General features: G+C 67.6%; 17 protein-coding genes. 14 read left to right on the plus strand and 3 right to left on the minus strand.

Features of this window, described 5'->3' with window-relative positions:
- Positions 1 to 20 precede the first annotated feature (20 nt).
- The 13 genes from tsf (at position 21) to lpxB (ending at position 13,520) form a co-directional block, all read left to right on the plus strand.
- Complete coding sequence (gene tsf, locus BOQ54_RS09280; protein WP_055458325.1) at positions 21 to 938, plus strand: translation elongation factor Ts; 918 nt, start codon at positions 21 to 23, stop codon at positions 936 to 938.
- A 181-nt stretch (positions 939 to 1,119) separates the two neighbouring features.
- Positions 1,120 to 1,833 carry a UMP kinase gene (pyrH, locus tag BOQ54_RS09285; RefSeq protein WP_096335194.1) on the plus strand — a complete coding sequence of 238 codons (714 nt, stop codon included), beginning with the start codon at positions 1,120 to 1,122 and terminating at the stop codon, positions 1,831 to 1,833.
- Between the two features lie 103 nt (positions 1,834 to 1,936).
- Positions 1,937 to 2,497, plus strand: a complete 561-nt coding sequence (frr, locus tag BOQ54_RS09290) for a ribosome recycling factor (RefSeq protein WP_055458324.1) — start codon at positions 1,937 to 1,939, stop codon at positions 2,495 to 2,497.
- 64 nt (positions 2,498 to 2,561) lie between these two features.
- Entirely contained in the window at positions 2,562 to 3,332 is a 771-nt protein-coding gene (locus BOQ54_RS09295; protein WP_425349087.1) for an isoprenyl transferase, read from the plus strand.
- 5 nt (positions 3,333 to 3,337) lie between these two features.
- Entirely contained in the window at positions 3,338 to 4,213 is an 876-nt protein-coding gene (locus BOQ54_RS09300) for a phosphatidate cytidylyltransferase (RefSeq protein ID WP_071923760.1), read from the plus strand.
- A gap of 9 nt (positions 4,214 to 4,222) precedes the next feature.
- Complete coding sequence (dxr, locus tag BOQ54_RS09305; RefSeq protein ID WP_071923761.1) at positions 4,223 to 5,383, plus strand: 1-deoxy-D-xylulose-5-phosphate reductoisomerase; 1,161 nt, start codon at positions 4,223 to 4,225, stop codon at positions 5,381 to 5,383.
- 33 nt (positions 5,384 to 5,416) lie between these two features.
- On the plus strand, positions 5,417 to 6,580 hold the full coding sequence (gene rseP / locus BOQ54_RS09310; RefSeq protein WP_071923762.1) for an RIP metalloprotease RseP: 1,164 nt from the start codon (positions 5,417 to 5,419) through the stop codon (positions 6,578 to 6,580).
- A 148-nt stretch (positions 6,581 to 6,728) separates the two neighbouring features.
- The gene (bamA, locus tag BOQ54_RS09315) at positions 6,729 to 9,062 is read left to right on the plus strand and encodes an outer membrane protein assembly factor BamA (protein ID WP_055458319.1); all 2,334 of its coding nucleotides are present in this window, start codon (positions 6,729 to 6,731) and stop codon (positions 9,060 to 9,062) included.
- Between the two features lie 61 nt (positions 9,063 to 9,123).
- Positions 9,124 to 10,176 (plus strand): UDP-3-O-(3-hydroxymyristoyl)glucosamine N-acyltransferase, encoded by a 1,053-nt coding sequence (gene lpxD, locus BOQ54_RS09320; RefSeq protein ID WP_071923763.1) that lies wholly within the window; start codon positions 9,124 to 9,126, stop codon positions 10,174 to 10,176.
- Positions 10,177 to 10,227: 51 nt separating this feature from the next.
- On the plus strand, positions 10,228 to 10,692 hold the full coding sequence (fabZ, locus tag BOQ54_RS09325; protein WP_055458317.1) for a 3-hydroxyacyl-ACP dehydratase FabZ: 465 nt from the start codon (positions 10,228 to 10,230) through the stop codon (positions 10,690 to 10,692).
- A gap of 4 nt (positions 10,693 to 10,696) precedes the next feature.
- Positions 10,697 to 11,497 carry an acyl-ACP--UDP-N-acetylglucosamine O-acyltransferase gene (lpxA, locus tag BOQ54_RS09330; protein ID WP_055458316.1) on the plus strand — a complete coding sequence of 267 codons (801 nt, stop codon included), beginning with the start codon at positions 10,697 to 10,699 and terminating at the stop codon, positions 11,495 to 11,497.
- A gap of 2 nt (positions 11,498 to 11,499) precedes the next feature.
- Entirely contained in the window at positions 11,500 to 12,357 is an 858-nt protein-coding gene (locus tag BOQ54_RS09335; RefSeq protein WP_071923764.1) for an LpxI family protein, read from the plus strand.
- Positions 12,357 to 13,520: a lipid-A-disaccharide synthase gene (gene lpxB / locus BOQ54_RS09340; RefSeq protein WP_071923765.1), complete on the plus strand. Its 1,164-nt coding sequence runs from the start codon at positions 12,357 to 12,359 to the stop codon at positions 13,518 to 13,520. The genes BOQ54_RS09335 and lpxB overlap by 1 nt, the downstream gene beginning before the upstream one ends.
- 77 nt (positions 13,521 to 13,597) lie before the next feature.
- On the opposite strand, the gene gltA is transcribed toward lpxB, so the two are convergent.
- Both gltA and gltX read right to left on the minus strand, forming a co-directional pair.
- Positions 13,598 to 14,890: a citrate synthase gene (gltA, locus tag BOQ54_RS09345; RefSeq protein WP_055458313.1), complete on the minus strand. Its 1,293-nt coding sequence runs from the start codon at positions 14,888 to 14,890 to the stop codon at positions 13,598 to 13,600.
- A gap of 260 nt (positions 14,891 to 15,150) precedes the next feature.
- Positions 15,151 to 16,572, minus strand: coding sequence for a glutamate--tRNA ligase (gene gltX, locus BOQ54_RS09350; protein WP_055458312.1), 1,422 nt, complete (start codon positions 16,570 to 16,572; stop codon positions 15,151 to 15,153).
- A gap of 160 nt (positions 16,573 to 16,732) precedes the next feature.
- Between gltX and BOQ54_RS09355 the strand changes: the two genes are divergently transcribed.
- Positions 16,733 to 19,024, plus strand: a complete 2,292-nt coding sequence (locus tag BOQ54_RS09355; protein WP_071923766.1) for a ComEC/Rec2 family competence protein — start codon at positions 16,733 to 16,735, stop codon at positions 19,022 to 19,024.
- Here BOQ54_RS09355 and lexA read toward each other — a convergent pair.
- Positions 19,002 to 19,700, minus strand: coding sequence for a transcriptional repressor LexA (lexA, locus tag BOQ54_RS09360; protein WP_019403650.1), 699 nt, complete (start codon positions 19,698 to 19,700; stop codon positions 19,002 to 19,004). The genes BOQ54_RS09355 and lexA overlap by 23 nt on opposite strands.
- Positions 19,701 to 19,772 lie beyond the last annotated feature (72 nt).

Here is a 19,772-nt window from a genome sequence, read left to right on the forward strand (position 1 = left end):
TCGACGATTATGAGGACGAAATGGCTAATATCACCGCAGCGATGGTCAAGGAGCTCCGCGACAAGACCGGCGCGGGCATGATGGACTGCAAGACGGCGCTCGCGGAGACCAACGGTGACGTCGAGGCGGCGGTCGACTGGCTGCGCAAGAAGGGTCTCGCCAAGGCCGCCAAGAAGTCGGGCCGCGTCGCGGCCGAGGGCCTTGTCGCGCTCGCCATCGACGGCGCCAAGGGTGTGGTCGTCGAGGTGAATGCCGAGACGGACTTCGTTGCGCGCAACGACCAGTTCCAGGCGCTCGCCGCCAATATCGCCCGTGTCGGCCTTACGGTCGGCGACGATGTCGAGGCCATCAAGGCCGCGGCCTATCCGGGCGGGGGCACGGTCGCCGACGCCATCGCCAACGCTATCGCCACCATCGGCGAGAACATGACGCTGCGCCGCGCCGCCTCCATCTCGGTGCCGCAGGGTGTCGTCGCCTCCTACATCCACAACGCCTCGGGCGAGGGCCTCGGCCGCATCGGTGTGCTCGTCGGCCTCAACTCGGCCGGCAAGACCGATGAGCTCGCGGCGCTCGGCCGCCAGATCGCCATGCATATCGCTGCGGCGAGCCCCTTGGCGCTCGACCCGGCGGGCCTCGATCCGGCGACGGTGGAGCGCGAGAAGGCAATCCTCGGCGAGAAGCATGCCGGCAAACCGGCCAACGTGATCGAGAAGATCGTCGAGAGCGGCCTCAAGACGTATTACAAGGAGGTCTGCCTTCTCGACCAGGCCTTCATCCACGATCCATCCAAGACGGTCGCCCAGGCTCTCAAGGAGGCCGAAGGCAGGGTCGGCGCGCCCGTTTCGCTGACGGGTTTCGTGCGCTACAGCCTCGGCGAGGGCATCGAGAAAGAGGAAACCGACTTTGCCGCCGAGGTGGCGGCGGCGGTCGGCGGCTGAGACCGGAATGTCCAGAAGACGGCGGCGCCAAGCGCCGCCGTTTTTGTAGGATGAAGCGGTTGGAGGCATTTCTGCCGGCGGTATTGCGGATCGCGTCGGCGAAATGCCCTGTCATGACGGTTGCAACGCCTGTCGAGATCCAGTCGGATCGCTGCAGGCCCTGGCGGAGGCAGAAGGGACGATGGCTGGCAAACGGGCGCTGATCAAACTGTCGGGTGAGGCACTGGCGGGGCCGGGCGGAGCCGGCATCCATGGCGAAACCCTGACTGCGCTCGCCAACGACATCGCCACGGCCGCCGGTGTCGGCCACGAGATCGCCGTCGTCGTCGGTGGCGGCAATTTCTTCCGTGGGGTGCAGGGCCTCGCCAAGGGCCTCGACCGGCCCACCGCCGATTCCATCGGGATGCTTGGCACGGTCATGAACGCCCTGGCTCTGGAGCACGCCATCGAATCGGCCGGGGTGCCCGCGCGCGCCATGTCGGCCGTGCCGATGCCCTCCCTGTGCGAGAGCTACGCGCGCAAGCGCGCCCTCGACCACATGGCCCATGGCAAGGTCGTGATCCTCGGCGGCGGCACCAGCAATCCCTATTTCACGACCGACACCGGCGCGGCGCTGCGTGCGGCCGAACTGTCGTGCGCGCTGCTCATGAAGGCGACGAACGTCGACGGCGTCTATACGGCAGATCCGAAGAAGGACCCGACTGCCACCCGCTTCGAGCGCCTAACTCACGACGAAGCCATCGCCCGCAATCTCAAAGTGATGGACACGGCCGCGTTCGCTCTTGCGCGCGAGGCGGGGCTCACCATCGTCGTCTTCTCCCTTGCGGAGCCGGGCTCCATCGGGGCCGTGCTCGAGGGTGGGGGGCGGGCCACCATCGTTGCTCCCGCGACGTGAGGCGCACGCGCCCGTGTTCACCGATTCGAGACGAAGGTCTTGACCCGGAGGCTCGGGCGCGCTCAACGTCGCCGCGATATCTTGCAGGGAGCGAGCAAAAACAATGAGCCAGACATACGACCTCGCCGACATCAAGCGTCGCATGCAGGGCGCCGTTCAGGCCCTGAAGCACGACCTTGGCGGACTGCGCACCGGCCGCGCCTCGGCCAGCCTTGTCGAGCCCATCCAGGTTGACGCTTACGGCAGCCTGATGCCCATCAACCAGGTCGCGACCATCAGCGTGCCGGAGCCGCGCCTCCTCAGCGTGCAGGTGTGGGACCGCGGCATGGTCTCGGCCGTCGAGAAGGCCATTCGCGATTCCGATCTGGGCCTCAACCCGCAGACGGAGGGGCAGGTGATCCGCCTGCGCATTCCCGAGATGAATGAGCAGCGCCGCAAGGAGATGGTCAAGGTCGCGCACAAATATGCGGAGGAGTCGCGCATCGCGGTGCGCCACGTCCGCCGCGACGGCCTCGACACGCTGAAGAAGCTCGAGAAGGACGGCGACATGAGCCAGGACGACCACGCCCGCGAGGCCGATCTCGTCCAGAAGGCGACCGACCAGGCGATTGCCGAGATCGATCAGCTTCTCGCGGCCAAGGAAAAGGAGATCATGCAGGTCTGATCTGCATGACGGGGGCGGCGGCGCGGTGCGACGTCGGGGCCGATGGCGCCGTGAGGACGGGTCGATGACGGTAATGACCGAGCCGGCAACGGCAGCGGAAGATGTGCGGGCGGCGGCAGGCGAGGCCGGCGTGCCGGCGCATGTCGCCATCATCATGGATGGTAACGGCCGCTGGGCGCAGAAGCGCCACCTGCCGCGGGCCGAGGGCCACCGGCGGGGCGTCGAGGCGTTGCGCCGTGCCGTGCGTGCCGCCGCGGCGCGAGGCATCCGCTATCTCACCATCTACAGCTTCTCGTCAGAGAACTGGCGCAGGCCGGCAACCGAGATCGCCGACCTCATGAACCTCCTGAAGCTCTTCGTGCGCCGCGACCTTGCCGAGCTGCACCGGGCGAATGTCCGTGTCCGCATCCTCGGGGAGCGGGCCAATCTCAAGCCCGACATCACGGCCCTGCTCGAGGAGGCCGAAAGCGTCACGCGCGACAACACCGGCCTGACCCTCGTCGTCGCCTTCAACTACGGCTCGCGGCAGGAGATCGTTCGTGCCGCCCGGCGCCTCGCCGAGGAGGTTGCCGCCGGCCGCCTCGCTCCTGACACCATCGACGCCGATGCCGTCGCTGCCCGGCTCGACCTAGCCGGCGTTCCCGATCCAGACCTCATCATCCGCACCTCGGGCGAGCAGCGTCTGTCGAACTTCCTGCTCTGGCAGGCGGCCTATGCCGAACTCGTCTTCCTGCCGGTGCTGTGGCCCGATTTCGACGAGGCCGCCTTCGACGAGGCGCTTGCTGAATTCGCCCGGCGCGAGCGGCGTTATGGCGGCCTGACGGCGAGCGCCTGAGCGTCATGGCTTCTCCAGAGCCGCGACCGCCGGCCACGCCCCGCAGCACCGGTTCCTTCCTCTCATCCGAGCTCGGCCGGCGCATTTTGTCCGGCATCGCCCTCGTCGCCGTGGCGCTCGGCACAGCCTGGTGGGGCGGACTTGCCTTCGACATCCTCTGGGCCCTGGCGGGCGCGCTCGTCTGCCGCGAATGGGTGGCGCTATCGCCGGCGCGCGACCAGCCGGTCCTGGCCCTTGGCGGCGCCGCGGCCGTGGCCGTCGCCAGTGTGGTTCTGTCGGTGAGCGGCCACCTGCCGTCGGCCTTGACCGCGCTTGCGGTGGGGGCCGCCGGCCTTGCCGCCCTCGGGCGTGATCGCACCTCGCGCCTGTGGGCGCTGGCAGGTCTTCTCTATGCGGCGGTCATCGGGCTCGTTCCCGTTGCTGCCCGCGCCCTGCCGGAGGTCGGCCTCGTCGTCATCCTTTGGATGTTCGCTGTCGTCTGGATGACGGATATCGCCGCCTATTTCACCGGCCGCAGTCTCGGCGGGCCGAAGCTGTGGCCGAGCATCAGCCCGAAGAAGACATGGTCAGGCTTCTTTGGCGGACTTTTGGCGGGCAGCCTCGCCGGCATGGCTGTCGTCGCTGTCGCGCAGGATAACGGCGTCGCGCAGGCTGTCCCGATGTGGCTGGTCGGCTGCTGTTCGGCCATCGCCTCGGCGCTCGGCCAGCTCGGCGATCTCGCCGAATCCGCGCTGAAACGCCGGGCCGGGGTGAAGGATTCCGGACACATCATTCCGGGCCACGGGGGCGTGATGGATCGGCTCGATGCCTTCTGGGCCGTGGCGGTTCTCGTCGGCTTGGGGCTCGTCGTCAGCTCCACCGTCCGGGCTCCGGCGCTGTGAGGGGCAGCGATGGCGACACGTCTCACCATCCTCGGTGCCAGCGGCTCCGTCGGCCGGGCAGTGGCCGATGTGGTCGCCGCCCATCCCGGGCGCTTCGAAGTCGAGGCCGTCGTCGCCGGCCGCGATGCGCGGGCTCTCGCCGACGTGGCGTTGCGGCTGCGCGCGCGCTGTGCCGTGCTGGCGGACGGCGAGGGCGGGGCGGCCCTGGCGGAGACCCTGTCCGGCAGTGGCATCGCGAACGGGGCGGGCGAGGCGGCGGTGCTCGAGGCCGTGGATCGGGACTGTGACCTCGTCGTCGCCGCGATCGCCGGCACGGCCGGGCTGCGCCCGACCCATCGTGCGCTTCGCCCCGGCCGCCGCATCGCGCTCGCCAACAAGGAATGTCTCGTCAGCGCGGGCGCCGCCTTCATGCGCGATGCCGCCGCGGCCGGTGCGACGATCCTGCCGCTCGATTCCGAACACAACGCGCTCTTCCAGGCTCTGGGCGAGGCTCCCATCGAGAGTGTCGAGGCGATGACCTTGACGGCCTCCGGCGGACCCTTTCGTGACTGGCCGGCGAAGGCCATTGCCGAGGCGACTCCGCAGGAGGCCTTGAAGCACCCCAACTGGTCGATGGGGGCGAAGATCACCGTCGATTCCGCCGGGCTCATGAACAAGGGCCTCGAGCTGATCGAGGCCCATCATCTCTTCGGCCTGCCTGCCGCGCGGCTGAGAGCGCTGGTGCATCCGCAGTCGATCGTCCATGGCATCGTGCATTTCCGGGACGGGTCGCTCTCGGCCGGTCTTGCGGTACCCGACATGCGGGTGCCGGTGGCGCATTGCCTCAGCTGGCCCGAGCGCGTTGAAACACAGATCCCGCGGCTCGATCTTGCCGCAATGGGCTGCCTTACTTTCGCCGAACCCGACACCGCACGCTTTCCCGCGCTGCGGCTGGCGCGTGAAGCCCTGGAGCAGGGTGGGGCCGCGCCGACGGTGCTCAACGCGGCCAACGAGGTCGCGGTGGAAGCGTTCCTTGCAGGACGCATCAGGTTCGGGGATATCGCCCGCTTGGTCGAGGCGGTATGCACGCGCGAGGGCGCGAGCGCCGCGCCGGCAGGGATCGAGGAAGCGCTCGCGGTGGACTTTGCCGCGCGGGAGCGAGCCCGCGCGCTTCTGCAGCAATCATGCTGAACGGGCGCAAGTGAGCCCGGCGAGGAGTGGACGATGGACATAGCGGGCACGGTGATCGGCGCGGGGTGGGGGCTCCTGAGCTATGTGGTTCCCTTCCTGTTCGTGCTGACGGTCGTGGTCTTCTTCCACGAACTCGGCCACTTCTGGGTCGCCCGCCGCTGTGGCGTCGCCGTCCAGGCCTTCTCCATCGGCTTCGGCCGGGAACTTGTCGGCTGGACGGATCGCCAGGGAACGCGCTGGCGCATCTCGGCGATCCCGCTCGGCGGCTATGTGAGATTCGCCGGCGATGCCAACAGCGCCAGCATGCCGGACCGCGACGCGCTCGACACCATGTCCGAGGCCGAACGGCGCGGTAGCTTCTACCACAAGGGTGTCGGCGCCCGCGCGGCGATTGTGGCCGCCGGTCCCATCGCCAACTTCCTGCTCGCCATCGCCATCTTCACCGCGAGTGTCTATTTGGGCGGCCGGGCCATTCTCCTGCCGCGGGTCGACGCCGTGGAGGCGGGCAGCGCCGCCGAGCGCGCCGGCATCCGTCCGGGCGATCTCGTGCTTTCCATCGACGGGCGCCCCGTGGAAAGCTTCGCCGACATGCAGCGCATCATCAGCGCCCGCCCGGGCGAGGCGCTGGCCGTCACCGTCGAACGGGATGGCAGCGAGGTGATGCTCACGGCGACACCGGACCTGCGCGAGATAACGACACCATTCGGCAAGCAGCGCATCGGCCTGCTCGGCCTGCGCGCCTCCCGCGACCCCGGCGACTGGACCGTGAAGCAATACGGCATCGTCGATTCTCTGCGGATAGGGTTAACGGATACTTGGTACATCGTGGAGCGCACCGGCGATTATGTCGGAAAGCTCCTGACGGGCCGGGAATCGACCGATCAGCTCTCGGGCCCGATCCGCATCGCACAGGTTTCCGGGGAGGTCGCCTCGATGGGCGGGCTTGCCGGCCTCATCAATCTGGCGGCGATCCTATCTGTCTCTATTGGCTTGATAAATCTCGTTCCGGTACCGATGCTCGATGGTGGCCATCTGCTATTCTACGCCATCGAGGCCGTGCGCGGACGCCCGCTCAGCGAGCAGGCGCAGGAGATCGGCTTCAGAATCGGGCTTGCCTTGGTGCTCATGCTCATGCTCTTCGTGACGTGGAACGATCTGCAGCATCTGGGCGCCGCTTTCGGTCTCGGAGCGACGTGACCGACGGGCAACGCTTGCTCGAAAAATGCGCGCATGGCGCCTTCGGCCCGTTTGCAGACCGGCGTAAACTCTGTAGAAGCGTCTTCGACCCATACTCCGGGCAATCGAGACGGTTCGTTCGGGAAAGAATAAAGAGGGTAGGCACCTGATGACGCGGAATGTGAACAACCGCCGGGCCAGAGTGGCGCGCCGCCTGACGGGCGTGCTCCTTGCCAGCGTGGCCATCGTTGCGAGCGCCCAGGTTGCCACCGCCCAGTCGGCACGTGGCGCGCGTGCGGGTGCGCAGACGGCGACTGTCGGCGCTCCGCTCATCAATCGCGTCGTGTTTCAGGGCAACAAGAAGCTGAAGTCCGAGCAGCTCGGCCCCGAGATGCAGACCCAGGCGCGCACGCCCCTCAGCCAGTCGGTGGTCGACGGTGATATTGAGCGCATCCGCGAGATCTATCGCCGCGGCGGCCGCAGCCTCGCCAAGGTCGATGCCCGCGTGGTGCCGCTGTCGAACGATCGGGTCGATGTCGTCTTCACCATCGACGAGGGCGACAAGACCGGCGTCAAGGAAATCAACTTCGTCGGCAACAATGCCTTCTCGTCGTCGAGGCTGCGCAACCTGATGACGACGACGGAAATGAATTTCCTGTCGTTCCTCAAAAATACCGACGTCTACGATCCTGATCGCATTTCTGCCGACCTCGAGCTGATCCGTCGCTATTACCTGAAGAACGGATATGCCGATTTCCGCGTTGTCTCGGCGGATGCGGTGTTCGACGCGGCTCGCGAGGGCTACATCGTCACCATCACTGTCGACGAGGGTCAGCAGTATCGCGTCAGCGGTGTCACGGTCGATTCAACCGTACCGGAAGTGCAGGCTGCGGAGCTGCAGCGGCTGACGCGCCTGTCCTCGGGCGACGTGTACAATGCTGAGGCCGTCGAGAAGACCCTCACCAACATGACGGCTGAGCTCGGTCGCCGGGGGTACCCCTTCCTGGTTGTGCGCCCGCGCGGCACGCGCGATCCGGCCTCCCACACGATCGCCCTTGATTACGTGGTGGAAGAGGGGCCGCGCGTTTATATCGAGCGCATCAATGTGCGCGGCAACACGCGCTCACGCGATTATGTCATCCGCCGCGAGTTCGACATTGGCGAAGGTGACGCCTACAATCAGGTGCTGATCGACCGTGCCGTTCGGCGCCTCAACAATCTCGGCTATTTCAAGACTGTCCGCATCACCAACGAGCCCGGCTCGACGCCGGATCGCGTGGTGGTCAATGTGGATGTCGAGGATCAGTCCACCGGCCAGTTCTCGGTGTCGGGCGGTTATTCGACCTCCGACGGCTTCATCGGCGAGGTCGCGGTTTCCGAGTCGAACTTCCTCGGGCGTGGTCAGTATGTCCGCCTCGCCGGCACCTGGGGTCAGCGCACGCAGGGCGTGGAGTTCTCCTTCACGGAGCCTTACTTCCTCGGCCAGCGCATGGCCTTCGGCGTCGACCTGTTCTCGAAGTACACCGACAACACCAACTATTCGCGCTACGAGAACCGCGTGACCGGCGGGCAGCTGCGTCTCGGCCTGCCGATCACCGAAGAGGTCACGCTGACGCTGCGCTACTCCCTGTATCAGTCCGAGCTCAAGATCCCGAATACCTACTCGAAGCCGTATAACGACTGCTCCATTCCGCTGCCGGGGCTGACGCCGGTCAATCCCAACGGCACGGCGACCTACCCGAATTGCACGTGGAACGGCGAAGCGTCGATCGCGGTCAAGGAAGCGGTCGGGACAACCTGGACGTCACTGGTCGGCGCCACTTTGTCCTACAATACGCTCGACAACATCCGCGATCCGCGTTCCGGCTTCTATGCTGAGGTGAAGCCGGAGATCGCTGGCCTTGGTGGCGATTCGCGGTTCATTCGCGCCACGGCCGAGGCGCGCTACTATCACGAGCTGTTCGACGACGTTGTCGGCATGATCAAGGTGCAGGGCGGTCACATCCGTGCCTTCGGCGGCAATGACCTGCGCATTGTCGACAACTTCTTCCTCGGCCCCTCGCTGGTGCGCGGCTTCGCCCCGTCCGGCATCGGGCCACGCGACATGACCGGTGACTACCGCGCCAACGCGCTCGGCGGCACGACCTATTTCGGCGGCACGCTCGAGGTGCAGTTCCCGATCTTCGGCCTGCCGCGCGAGTTCGGTCTGCGGGGCGCTGTCTTCGCCGATGCAGGTTCGCTCTTCGGTTACGAGGGCAACAGGTTCTTCGATCTCAACGGCGACGGCTCGATCTATTGCCCGGCGGCAGGCACCAATCCGCTCAGCCAGGAGCCGGAATGCCTCAACGTCCGGGATGACAAGAAGATCCGCTCCTCGGTCGGCGTGAGCCTGCTCTGGCAGTCGCCGCTCGGCCCGTTGCGTTTCGATTACGCCTTCGTGCTGTCGAAGGCGACAGGGGATCAGACCCAGGCCTTCCGCTTCTCGGGCGGCACGAGTTTCTGATGCTCTCCTCGAAGCGGCCCGCAAGGGCCGCTTCCGTTTCAGGCGAAAGACATTTCTGGCGATGTCGGATCCGGTGTTCTTCGTTCAGGCCGTGCGCCCGACGCTCGCCGAGGTGGCGTCTCTTACCGGAGTGACGCTGCCTGCGGGCGCCGACCCGCAGATGGTGTTGAGCGGAGTTTCGCCGCTCGAAAGCGCGGCGCAGGGCGATCTCGCCTATATGGACAATCCGCGCTATGCGGCTGCGCTCGACGTCACGCAGGCAAGTGCCTGTTTCGTCTCGAAGCGTTTTGCCGCGCGGGTGCCCGCCGGCTGCGTCGCGCTCGTGGTCGCCGAGCCTTACCGTGCCTTCGCCAAGGTGCTCACGGCAATGTATCCGGCGGCAGTGCGGCCTGGCTCGCAGTTCGCTGCCGACGGCATCTCGCCCGGCGCCTATGTGCATCCCCAGGCGCGGCTGGAGGCGGGCGTCATCGTTGATCCGGGGGCAAGCGTGGGACCGGGAGCCGAGATCGGCTCCGGAACGGTCATCGCGTCGAATGCCGTGGTCGGTCCCGGCGTGCGCATCGGCCGCAACAGCTCCATCGGGCCGGGTGTGGTACTGCAGCACGCGCTGATAGGCAACCGCGTCATTCTGCAGGCGGGCGCCAAGATCGGGCAGGACGGATTCGGCTTCGCCATGAGCGCCGAAGGTCATCTCAAGGTGCCGCAGATCGGGCGCGTCATCATCCAGGACGATGTCGAGATCGGCGCCAACACCACGGTCGACAGGGGCGCCAGCCGCGACACGGTGATCGGCGAAGGGACCAAGATCGACAACCTGGTGCAGATTGGTCATAACGTCGTCATCGGCCGCCATTGCGTCATCGTCTCGCAGGTCGGTATCGCCGGCAGCGCCACCTTGGAGGATTTCGTCGTCCTCGGCGGTCAGGTCGGTGTCGTCGGCCACGTTCGCATCGGCATGGGCGCACAGATCGCGGCGACGAGCAATGTCGCGACCGACGTGCCTGCGGGCGTCAGGTGGGGCGGCTCGCCCGCCAAGCCCATGCGGGTCTGGCTGCGGGAACTGATGACCTTGAAGAACCTGGCAGCCCGGCGCGGCGACGCCGGTGAAGGATAAGGAACCACTGCGGGCGCCCGGCGTCTGCGTTGTGCGGGGAGACGACGATACATGAACGATGCGACCACGGGCCTCGAGGCTGCCGATATCGTGCAGATCCTGAGCTATCTGCCGCACCGTTATCCCTTCCTGCTCATCGATCGCATCATCGAGATGAAGGGCGACGAGAGCTGCATCGGCATCAAGAACGTCACCTACAACGAGCCGCAGTTCATGGGGCACTTCCCCAGCCGTCCGCTGTTCCCCGGAGTGTTCATGATCGAGGGCATGGCCCAGACCGCCGGAGCCATGTGCGTGGCCTCCAAGCTCGCCCAGAAGGCGCGACCGAAGGAGGTCTATTTCATGACCATCGACAAGGCCAAGTTCCGCAAGCCGGTCGTGCCCGGCGACACGGTGGAGTATCACATGACCAAGCTCGCCAATCGCCGCAACATGTGGTGGTATCGTGGTGAGGCGAAGGTCAATGGCGTGCTCGTCTGCGAGGCTGAAGTCAGCGCCATGCTGGTCGTAGAGTGAGCTGATGTCGCAGATTCATCCGACGGCGATTGTCGAGGAGGGTGCGCGCCTCGGCGAGGGCGTGCGCATCGGGCCCTATTGCCATGTCGGCCCGCAGGTGTCGCTGGGAGACGGTTGCGAACTCGTCAGCCACGCGGTTGTCGCGGGCCGTACCCGCATCGGGCCCCGCACGCGGATCTTTCCCTTCGCCTCCATCGGCCATCAGCCGCAGGACCTGAAGTATCGCGGCGAACCCTCGACGCTCGAGATTGGCAGCGACTGCATCATCCGTGAGGGCGTCACGCTCAATCCCGGCACCGAAGGTGGGGGCATGAAGACGGTCATCGGCGACCGCTGCGCCTTCCTTGCCAATTCGCACGTTGGGCACGACTGCCACGTCGGCAGCAATGTCATCCTATCGAACAACGTCATGCTGGCGGGCCACGTAACCGTTGGCAACTACGTCATCATCGGCGGCGGGGCAGCGGTCATCCAGTTCGCGCGTGTTGGCGCGCATGCGTTCGTGGGCGGCATGTCGGGCCTGGAGAACGACCTCATCCCCTATGGCATGGCGATGGGCAACCGTGCCTATCTGTCGGGCCTCAACATCGTCGGGATGCAACGTCGCGGCTTCTCGCGCGATGATATCCACACTGTCCGGCGCGCCTACCGCCTGCTTTTCGCGGACGAGGGCAGCCTGCGCGAGCGCGTGGAGGACGTGGCGGCGGAGTTCCAGAACCACGCCGTCGTGCATGAGATCCTCGATTTCATCCGCGAGGGCGGCAAGCGCTCCATCTGCACTCCGCGGGCTTCCGACGAGAACTGACCATGGCCGCTGGCGCACCGGTCGCCCTGCTTGCCGGCGGCGGGGCCCTGCCGGGCCTGCTTCGCGCAGCCCTGTTGCGGCGCGATCGGAGCGTTCGGGTCCTTGCCCTGCGCGGCTTTGCCGAGCGCGGGCTTGTCCGCGAAGCGGACGTTGTCGTCGACATCCTTGATTACAAGCGTATCTTCGCACAGCTCGAGGCTTGGGCGCCGGCCGAGGTGGTGCTCGTCGGCACAGTGCATCGGCCGAAGCCCACGGCCTTCGCTGGAGCGCTTGCGGCATTCCGGAACCGCGACGAGATCGCCGCGATCCTCGGGGCTGGGGATGACGGCTTGCTCGCCGGCGTTATCCGTCTCCTCGAGGAACGCGGTCTTACCGTGGGCGGCATTGATCGGCTGGCGCCGGAGCTGCTTGCCGGCGCAGGCGTTCTCGGCGCGGTGATGCCCGACGAGCCGAGCCTTGCGGCCGCGGCGGCCGGGCAGGGGGTGCTCGAGGCACTGTCACCGTTCGACGTCGGACAGGCGGTGGTCGTTGCCGCGCGGCGTGTCGTTGCCATCGAGGGACCGGAGGGCACCGACGCGATGCTGGCGCGCGCGCGCCGCCTGCGGCGCAGCCCTCGCCTGCGCGCCGTCCACGGCGGGGTGATGGTCAAGATGGCGAAGGTCGGACAGGACCTGCGCGTCGACCTGCCGACCATCGGGCCGCGCACCGTCGCCTGCGCGGCGCGGGCCGGCCTTGCCGGCATCGCCATCGGCGCCGGTGCAACGCTGATCGTCGACGGGCCCGGCACGATCGCCGAGGCGGACCGGCGCGGCCTCTTCCTCCTCGGCATCGAGCGACGGCACGACAGGATCAAGAGCTGATGCAGCAGCAGGCGGGATTGCACGTTTTCATCGTCGCCGGGGAGGAATCGGGCGACCAGCTTGGCTTCAAGCTCATGCGCTCGCTGCGGGCCCGGCATCCGGACATCCGTTTTTCGGGCGTTGGAGGCCACGCCATGACCGGCGAAGGGCTGATGAGTCTCTTCCCGCTCGACGACATCGCCGTCATGGGTTTCACCGCCGTCATCGGCCGTCTCAGAACGATCATCGACCGGGTGCATCGCACGGTCGATGCCGCCGTGGCGGCCCGGCCGGATATCCTCGTCATCATCGACAGCCCCGATTTCACCCATGCGGTGGCGAAGAGGGTGCGCAAGCGCCTGCCCGACCTGCCGGTGGTCGACTATGTCAGCCCGAGCGTCTGGGCCTGGCGCCCCGGCCGCGCCCGCAAGATGCGCGCCTATGTCGACCACGTATTGGCGCTGCTGCCCTTCGAGCCGGCGGCCCACGCGCGTCTCGGCGGCCCTCAATGCAGCTATGTCGGCCATCCGCTCATCGAGCGGCTGGCCGAGTTGCGCCCGGCAAGCGGGGAGCGGCCGGCCCTTGCCGAAGGGGCGCCCGCGACGGTTCTGGTGCTGCCTGGCAGCCGCCGCTCCGAGGTGTCCCGGCTCATGCCGGTCTTCCGCGAGACCTTGCCGTTGGTCGAGGCCGAGAGCCGGCGGCCGCTGCATTGGCTGATGCCGGTCGTGCCGCACCTCGCCGATGAGATCGAGGCCGCTGTCGCCACCTGGCCAGTGAAGCCGCAGATCGTCCACGGCGCCGCGGCCAAGCTGGCGGCCTTCCGGCAGGCCCACGCGGCCCTCGCCGCCTCCGGCACGGTCACCCTGGAGCTTGCATTGTCCGGCGTGCCCATGGTGGTCGCCTACAAGGTGGGCTGGCTCGAATCCCAGGTGCGGCACCTCCTCACCGTGTCGACCATCACCCTCGCCAATCTCATCCTCGGCGAGAGCGCCATTCCCGAGCGCCTGCAATGGGACTGCACGCCCGAGAAGCTTGCCGGCACGCTCGCGCCGCTGATCGAGGAAGGGCCGGAAAGGCAGGCCCAGCTCGCCGCGCTCGCCCGCCTCGATGCGGCGATGCGCATCGGCGACGAGGCACCGAGCGAGAGGGCTGCGCGCATCGTGCTCGCCGTCGCCGGGCGCTGAGCAGCGAGGAAGCCGAGGCAGAACGACGAGAAAACAAAAAGGGCCCCGCGAGGGGCCCTTTCGTTGGTCCGAACCGCTCAGGAGCGCTGGGCGATCGGGGTGTAGTCGCGCTGCGGCGCGCCGGTGTAGAGCTGGCGCGGACGGCCGATCTTCTGGGACGGATCCTCGATCATCTCCTTCCACTGCGCGATCCAGCCGACGGTGCGGGCCAGCGCGAACAGCACGGTGAACATGGAGGTGGGGAAGCCCATCGCCTTCAGCGTGATGCCCGAGTAGAAGTCGATGTTCGGATAGAGCTTCTTCTCGATGAAATATTCGTCGTGCAGCGCGATGCGCTCGAGCTCCATGGCGACATCGAGCAGCGGGTCGTCCTTGATGCCGAGTTCGTTCAGCACTTCGTGCGTCGTGCGCTGCATGATCTTGGCCCGCGGGTCGTAGTTCTTGTAGACCCGGTGGCCGAAGCCCATGAGGCGGAACGGATCGTTCTTGTCCTTCGCGCGGGCGATGAACTCGGGGATCCGGTCGGGCGTGCCGATCTCTTCCAGCATCTTGAGCGCCGCCTCGTTGGCGCCCCCGTGAGCCGGGCCCCACAGGCAGGCAACGCCCGCCGCGATGCAGGCGAAGGGATTGGCGCCCGAGGAACCGGCGAGCCTCACCGTCGAGGTGGAGGCATTCTGCTCGTGGTCGGCATGCAGGATGAAGATGCGGTCCATCGCCCGGGCGAGCACCGGGTTCGGCACGTATTCCTCGCACGGCACCCCGAAGCACATGTGCAGGAAGTTCGACGTGTAGTCGAGGTTGTTCTTCGGATACATGAACGGCTGGCCGATGGAATATTTATAGGCCATGGCCGCAAGCGTCGGCACCTTCGCGATCATGCGCATGGAGGCGATCATGCGCTGCTGCGGATCGGAGATGTCGGTGGAGTCGTGATAGAAGGCCGAGAGGGCGCCGACCGAGGCGACGAGGATCGCCATCGGGTGGGCGTCGCGGCGGAAGCCCTGGAAGAACCGCGTCATCTGCTCGTGCACCATCGTATGGCGCGTCACGCGGTAGTCGAAATCGGCCTTCTGGCTCGCCGTGGGCAGCTCCCCGTAGAGGAGGAGATAGCAGGTTTCCAGGAAGTCGCCGTGCTCGGCGAGCTGCTCGATCGGGTAGCCGCGGTAGAGAAGCACGCCCTCGTCACCGTCGATATAGGTGATCTTGGACTCGCAGCTCGCGGTCGAGGTGAAACCCGGATCGTAAGTGAACATCCCGGCATTCTTGTAGAGCGGCGCGATGTCGACGACGCTCGGCCCAATCGTTCCCTCTCGCACGGCAAGGTCGATAGTCTTGCCGTCGATGGAGAACGTGCCCGTTCCTGCGCTCATGGATGCATCCCCTTTCTTCGGGTAAAGCGCACAGGACAACGGCTCATCGGCAGGGGTTGCCCCTTGGCTGTGATTGCCTTTCCGCTCCGCCGTCCCGCGGTTTTTCGATCCGATCGAGATAAGATCGAGGCCTGCGTATCGCATTCGCGGCATGCGTTCAAGCAGCGCCGGAAGCGGGACTTGACCGGCAACAATGCCGGCGCCGCAACCCTTGGGAGAAGTCGTTGCTGCGCCGCATCAACCCGCCCGGTGGAGGCCCGTCAGCGGGTCTGATCACGCAACCGCGCCAGGCTCTCCTCGCGGCCGAGCACCTCCATGACGTCGAACAGGCCGGGCGAGGTGGAGCGCCCCGTTAGCGCCGCGCGTAGCGGCTGTGCCATCAGGCCGAGCTTCACGCCCGCCTCCTCGGCGGCCGCGCGCACGGCAGCCTCCGTTCCCGCCGGCGTCCACGCATCGAGGCTCTCGAGGCGGCGGAGCACTTGGCCGAGTCGGGTCCGGGCGTCGTCGTCGAGAATGCCGCGCGCCTTCTCGTCGAGTTGCAGGGGACGAGATGCATAAAGATAGGACGCGCTGTCGAGGAGCTCGATCAGGGTCTTGGCGCGCTCCTTGAGGCCAGGCATCGCGGCGAGGAGCTTGGCCCGCAGCGCCGGCTCCAGCGAGGTGCCGAGGCCGCGGGCCGGACCGATCTCCGGCAGCAGCGCCTCGATGGCTCGAACAAGCTCCTCGTCCGGCGCAAGGCGCATGTAGTGGCCGTTGAGGTTCTCCAGCTTGGCGAAATCGAAACGGGCGGGAGAGCGGCCGATGCTGGCGAGATTGAAGGCCGCGATCATCTCTTCGGTAGAGAAGATCTCCTGGTCGCCGTGGCTCCAGCCAAGGCGCACGAGATAGTTCCGCAGCGCCGCCGGCAGATAGCCCATCGAGCGGTAGGCGTCGATGCCGAGCGCCCCATGCCGCTTGGACAGCTTGGCGCCGTCCGGTCCGTGGATGAGCGGGATATGCGCCATCACCGGCGCCGCCCAGCCGAGCGCCTCGTAGATCTGCGTCTGCCGCGCCGCGTTCGTCAGGTGGTCGTCGCCGCGGATGATGTGGGTGACGCCCATGTCGTGATCGTCGACCACGACGGCCAGCATGTAGGTCGGCGTCCCGTCCGAGCGCAGCAGCACGAGGTCGTCCAGGTCCTTGTTCTGCCACGTCACGCGGCCCTGGACCTGATCGTCCACCACCGTCTCGCCGGTCTGCGGCGCCTTGAGGCGGATCACCGGCTTGACGCCGGCCGGCGCCTCGGCGGGATCGCGGTCGCGCCAGCGGCCGTCGTAGCGCATCGGCCGCCCCTCCTTGCGGGCGAGGGCGCGCATTTCCTCGAGCTCCTCCGGCGTGGCGTAGCAGTAATAGGCCTTGCCCCGACGCAACAGCTCCTCTGCCACCTCGCGATGGCGCGCCGCGCGCGCGAACTGGTGCACGACCTCGCCCTCCCAATCGAGGCCGAGCCAGGTCATGCCGTCCAGGATCGCTTGGATCGCGGCCTCGGTAGAGCGTTCCCGGTCGGTATCCTCGATCCGCAGCAGCATCTTGCCGCCGTGGTGGCGAGCGAAGAGCCAGTTGAACAGGGCCGTGCGGGCACCGCCGATGTGGAGGAAGCCCGTGGGCGAAGGCGCGAAGCGGGTGACGACCGTGCCTGACATGGGTGTTCGGAACTCTCGGAAGGTGGCGGTGGCGAATCGATGCGAGCGTGCCGCATGCCTCGGTTCTGCTGCTCGCAAAATCCGGCGACTTGATGGTTCAATGCAGCGGGCGCTCGTGTAGCATGACCTGCCGTCCGACGTAAGGAATTCCTCGCTCCGCATGCCGCCGGAACGATCTCGCCAGGCCCGTGCCGTTGCCGCCGTGCTCGATCGCGCGACCGGCGGACGCGGCGCCGTTCGGGCTGGTGGCCTGTCCCTTGCCGATATCACCCCTTTCCTTGTCCGCTGCCTAGACGAGGAGAGCACGCACCGGCGCCTGCTCCCTTGGGCGGCGGTGAGCTTCGGCATCGGGGTGCTGCTCTATTTCGCGGCCGACCGCGAGCCGAGCGTCTGGGCGCCTGTCGCCGCCCTCGCCATCGCCGTCGGATTGGCAGCCGTTTCGCGACGTCATGTGACTTTCGTCGCGGCGGTTGCCGCCGCCTTTCTCTTCGCCGGCTTCCTCGCCGGTGCGGCACGGACGGCGCGCGTGGAGGCGCCGGTGCTCGCACGCGTGACCATCGCGCCGCTCACCGGCTTCGTCGAAAGCGTGGAGGAGCGGCCTCAGGGGCCGCGGGCCGTCGTGCGGGTCGAGACGCTCGGCAACCTCGGCGACGGCGAGCGCCCGGCGCGTGTGCGGGTGTCGATGCGCGAGCCGGCCCGGCTGCGCGCCGGCGATTTCATCGAGGCCACCGCTCGCCTGATGCCGCCGCCCGGGGCGGCCTGGCCGGGCGGCTATGATTTCACGCGCGACGCCTTCTTCCGCGGCATCGGCGCCGTCGGCTCGCTTGTGGGGCGTGTGGAAATCAGTGCCCCGCCGCGCGTGCCGGACTGGCGCCTGGCCCTTGCAACATGGCTTGACGAGGCGCGTAATGCGCTGACGACGCGCATCGCCCGTGCCGCCGGCGGGCAGGAGGGGGCTGTCTCGGCTGCGCTCGTCACCGGCAAGCGCGGCCTCATTACCGAGGATACCAACGAGGCCCTGCGCGCCGCCGGCCTCTATCACATCGTGTCGATCTCCGGTCTGCACATGGCGCTCGCCGCCGGCACGGTGTTCTGGGCCGTGCGCGCGCTCCTCGCGCTCTTTCCGGCCATCGCCCTCACGTGGCCGATCAAGAAGATCGCCGCCGCGACGGCCATGGCGGGGGCCGTGGGCTACTGCCTGTTCTCGGGTGCTGACGTCGCCACCCAGCGGGCGCTGATGATGACACTGACCATGCTCGGCGCCATTCTCGCCGACCGGCCGGCGCTCTCGATGCGCAATCTCGCGTTCGCCGCCATCTTGTGTCTCGCCCTCGAGCCGGAGGCAGTGCTCGGGCCGAGCTTCCAGATGTCGTTCTCGGCAGTGGCCTGTCTCGTGGCGCTCGCGGAATGGCAGGCGGCCCGTCCGGGCAGGGGCGAGGCGTCGCTCGGTCCGGTCGCGCGCGCCCTGTGCCATGCGTGGCGATGGACCGTCACCCTCGTCGTCACGACCCTGGTCGCCTCCCTGGCGACAGGGGCCTATGGCGCCTATCACTTCCAGACGGCGATGCCGCTGAGCGTGGTGGGCAACGGCATCGCGCTGCCCTTCGTCTCCTTCATCGTCATGCCGGCGGCTGTGCTCGGGGTTCTGCTCAACCCCTTCGGCCTCGACGCGCCCATCTGGTGGCTGATGGGGCAGGGCACGGCCATCGTGCTCGCGGTCTCCCACGCCATGCAGGACTGGCGCCTGTCCGTGATGGCGATACCGGCCTTTCCGGGCAGCGCGCTCATCCTCTTCTCGCTGGCGCTGCTCGTGCTGACCATCTGCATCTCGCCGCTGCGCTGGCTCGCCGCCGTGCCCGCGGCCGCCGCCCTCGCCATCGCCGCGGGAGCGGCGCGGCCGGACATCTTCGTCGACCGCAACGGTGCGAGCGCGGCCGTCCGGGGTGTCGAGGGGCGTCTCGCCGTGCTCGGCCGCGCCTCGTCCTTCGTCGTCGCCCAATGGCTGCGCGCAGACGGCGATGCGAGGCAGCCGGGCGACGAAAGCCTCAAAAGCGGAGTCTTCTGCGACCGCGACGGCTGCACCATGCAGGCGGTCGACGGCCGCATGGTCGCCCTGGTGCGCCGCCCCTCGGCCTTCGTCGAGGACTGCCGGCGGGCCGACATCCTCGTCACTGCGCTCACCGTCCCGCCCGGCTGTGCAGCGCCCGTGGTCATCGACCGCACGAAGCTGCGCGAGAACGGCGCAATGGCCGTCATCCTCGGGAATGGCGGCAGCGATCGGCTCATCGGCCAGTTGCCCTCCGACGAGCGCCGCGCCTGGATGCAGGCGCTTCCTTCACGACCGTTGTCCACGGCGGCCGGCGCCGCGACGGGCCGGCCATCGCCCGCGTCAGCCGATGAGACGGGCGGGGAGGATCAGGAGCCCGACGTCAGTAGCGACGCAGCAGATTGACGAGCTTGCCCTGGATGCGCACCCGGTCGGGGCCGAGCACGCGCGTCTCGTAGGCCGGGTTGGCCGCCTCGAGCGCGATGGAGGAGCCGCGGCGCCTCAGGCGCTTCAGCGTTGCCTCCTCGTCATCGATCAGGGCGACGACGATATCCCCTGTATTCGCCGTATCCTGCTTGCGGATGACGACCGTATCGCCATCCAGGATGCCGGCCTCGATCATCGAATCGCCGCGCACCTCGAGCGCGAAGTGCTCGCCGCTGCCCAGCATGTCCGGCGGCAGCGAGACGGTGTGGCTGCGGCTCTGGATGGCGGAAATGGGCGTGCCGGCAGCAATCCGGCCCATGACAGGAATCGCAACTGTCTGGACAGCGGGTTCGACCGCCTGAGGCGCCGGCGCGCGCACCTTGCCAAGCCCGCCCTCGACCACGCTCGGGTTGAAGCGCCCGCGCGGGGCTGCGGCGACGCCGTCGGGCAGGCGCAGCACCTCGAGCGCCCGGGCGCGGTTCGGAAGCCGGCGAATGAAGCCGCGCTCCTCCAGCGCCACGATGAGGCGATGGATACCGGATTTCGACTTAAGATCGAGGGCTTCCTTCATCTCGTCGAAGGACGGCGGCACGCCGGTCTCACGCAGGCGTTCGTGGATGAAACGCAGGAGTTCGTGCTGTTTGCGCGTCAGCATGGCCGGCGATCTCGCTCCCCCTCGTCGAATCGCATTGTCGATGCGAGTCGAAAACAAATCATGAACGAGATT

It is taken from the genome of Chelatococcus daeguensis (assembly GCF_001887265.1).
Lineage (GTDB): Bacteria > Pseudomonadota > Alphaproteobacteria > Rhizobiales > Beijerinckiaceae > Chelatococcus_A > Chelatococcus_A sambhunathii.

Excerpts from the sequence above, each read along its gene's own strand:
- tsf (WP_055458325.1), top strand. The coding sequence starts at position 21 with ATGGCTAATATCACCGCAGCGATGGTCAAGGAGCTCCGCGACAAGACC.
- pyrH (WP_096335194.1), top strand. The coding sequence starts at position 1,120 with ATGGCTGGCAAACGGGCGCTGATCAAACTGTCGGGTGAGGCACTGGCG.
- frr (WP_055458324.1), top strand. The coding sequence starts at position 1,937 with ATGAGCCAGACATACGACCTCGCCGACATCAAGCGTCGCATGCAGGGC.
- BOQ54_RS09295 (WP_425349087.1), top strand. The coding sequence starts at position 2,562 with ATGACGGTAATGACCGAGCCGGCAACGGCAGCGGAAGATGTGCGGGCG.
- BOQ54_RS09300 (WP_071923760.1), top strand. The coding sequence starts at position 3,338 with ATGGCTTCTCCAGAGCCGCGACCGCCGGCCACGCCCCGCAGCACCGGT.
- dxr (WP_071923761.1), top strand. The coding sequence starts at position 4,223 with ATGGCGACACGTCTCACCATCCTCGGTGCCAGCGGCTCCGTCGGCCGG.
- rseP (WP_071923762.1), top strand. The coding sequence starts at position 5,417 with ATGGACATAGCGGGCACGGTGATCGGCGCGGGGTGGGGGCTCCTGAGC.
- bamA (WP_055458319.1), top strand. The coding sequence starts at position 6,729 with ATGACGCGGAATGTGAACAACCGCCGGGCCAGAGTGGCGCGCCGCCTG.
- lpxD (WP_071923763.1), top strand. The coding sequence starts at position 9,124 with ATGTCGGATCCGGTGTTCTTCGTTCAGGCCGTGCGCCCGACGCTCGCC.
- fabZ (WP_055458317.1), top strand. The coding sequence starts at position 10,228 with ATGAACGATGCGACCACGGGCCTCGAGGCTGCCGATATCGTGCAGATC.
- lpxA (WP_055458316.1), top strand. The coding sequence starts at position 10,697 with ATGTCGCAGATTCATCCGACGGCGATTGTCGAGGAGGGTGCGCGCCTC.
- BOQ54_RS09335 (WP_071923764.1), top strand. The coding sequence starts at position 11,500 with ATGGCCGCTGGCGCACCGGTCGCCCTGCTTGCCGGCGGCGGGGCCCTG.
- lpxB (WP_071923765.1), top strand. The coding sequence starts at position 12,357 with ATGCAGCAGCAGGCGGGATTGCACGTTTTCATCGTCGCCGGGGAGGAA.
- gltA (WP_055458313.1), bottom strand. The coding sequence starts at position 14,890 with ATGAGCGCAGGAACGGGCACGTTCTCCATCGACGGCAAGACTATCGAC.
- gltX (WP_055458312.1), bottom strand. The coding sequence starts at position 16,572 with ATGTCAGGCACGGTCGTCACCCGCTTCGCGCCTTCGCCCACGGGCTTC.
- BOQ54_RS09355 (WP_071923766.1), top strand. The coding sequence starts at position 16,733 with ATGCCGCCGGAACGATCTCGCCAGGCCCGTGCCGTTGCCGCCGTGCTC.
- lexA (WP_019403650.1), bottom strand. The coding sequence starts at position 19,700 with ATGCTGACGCGCAAACAGCACGAACTCCTGCGTTTCATCCACGAACGC.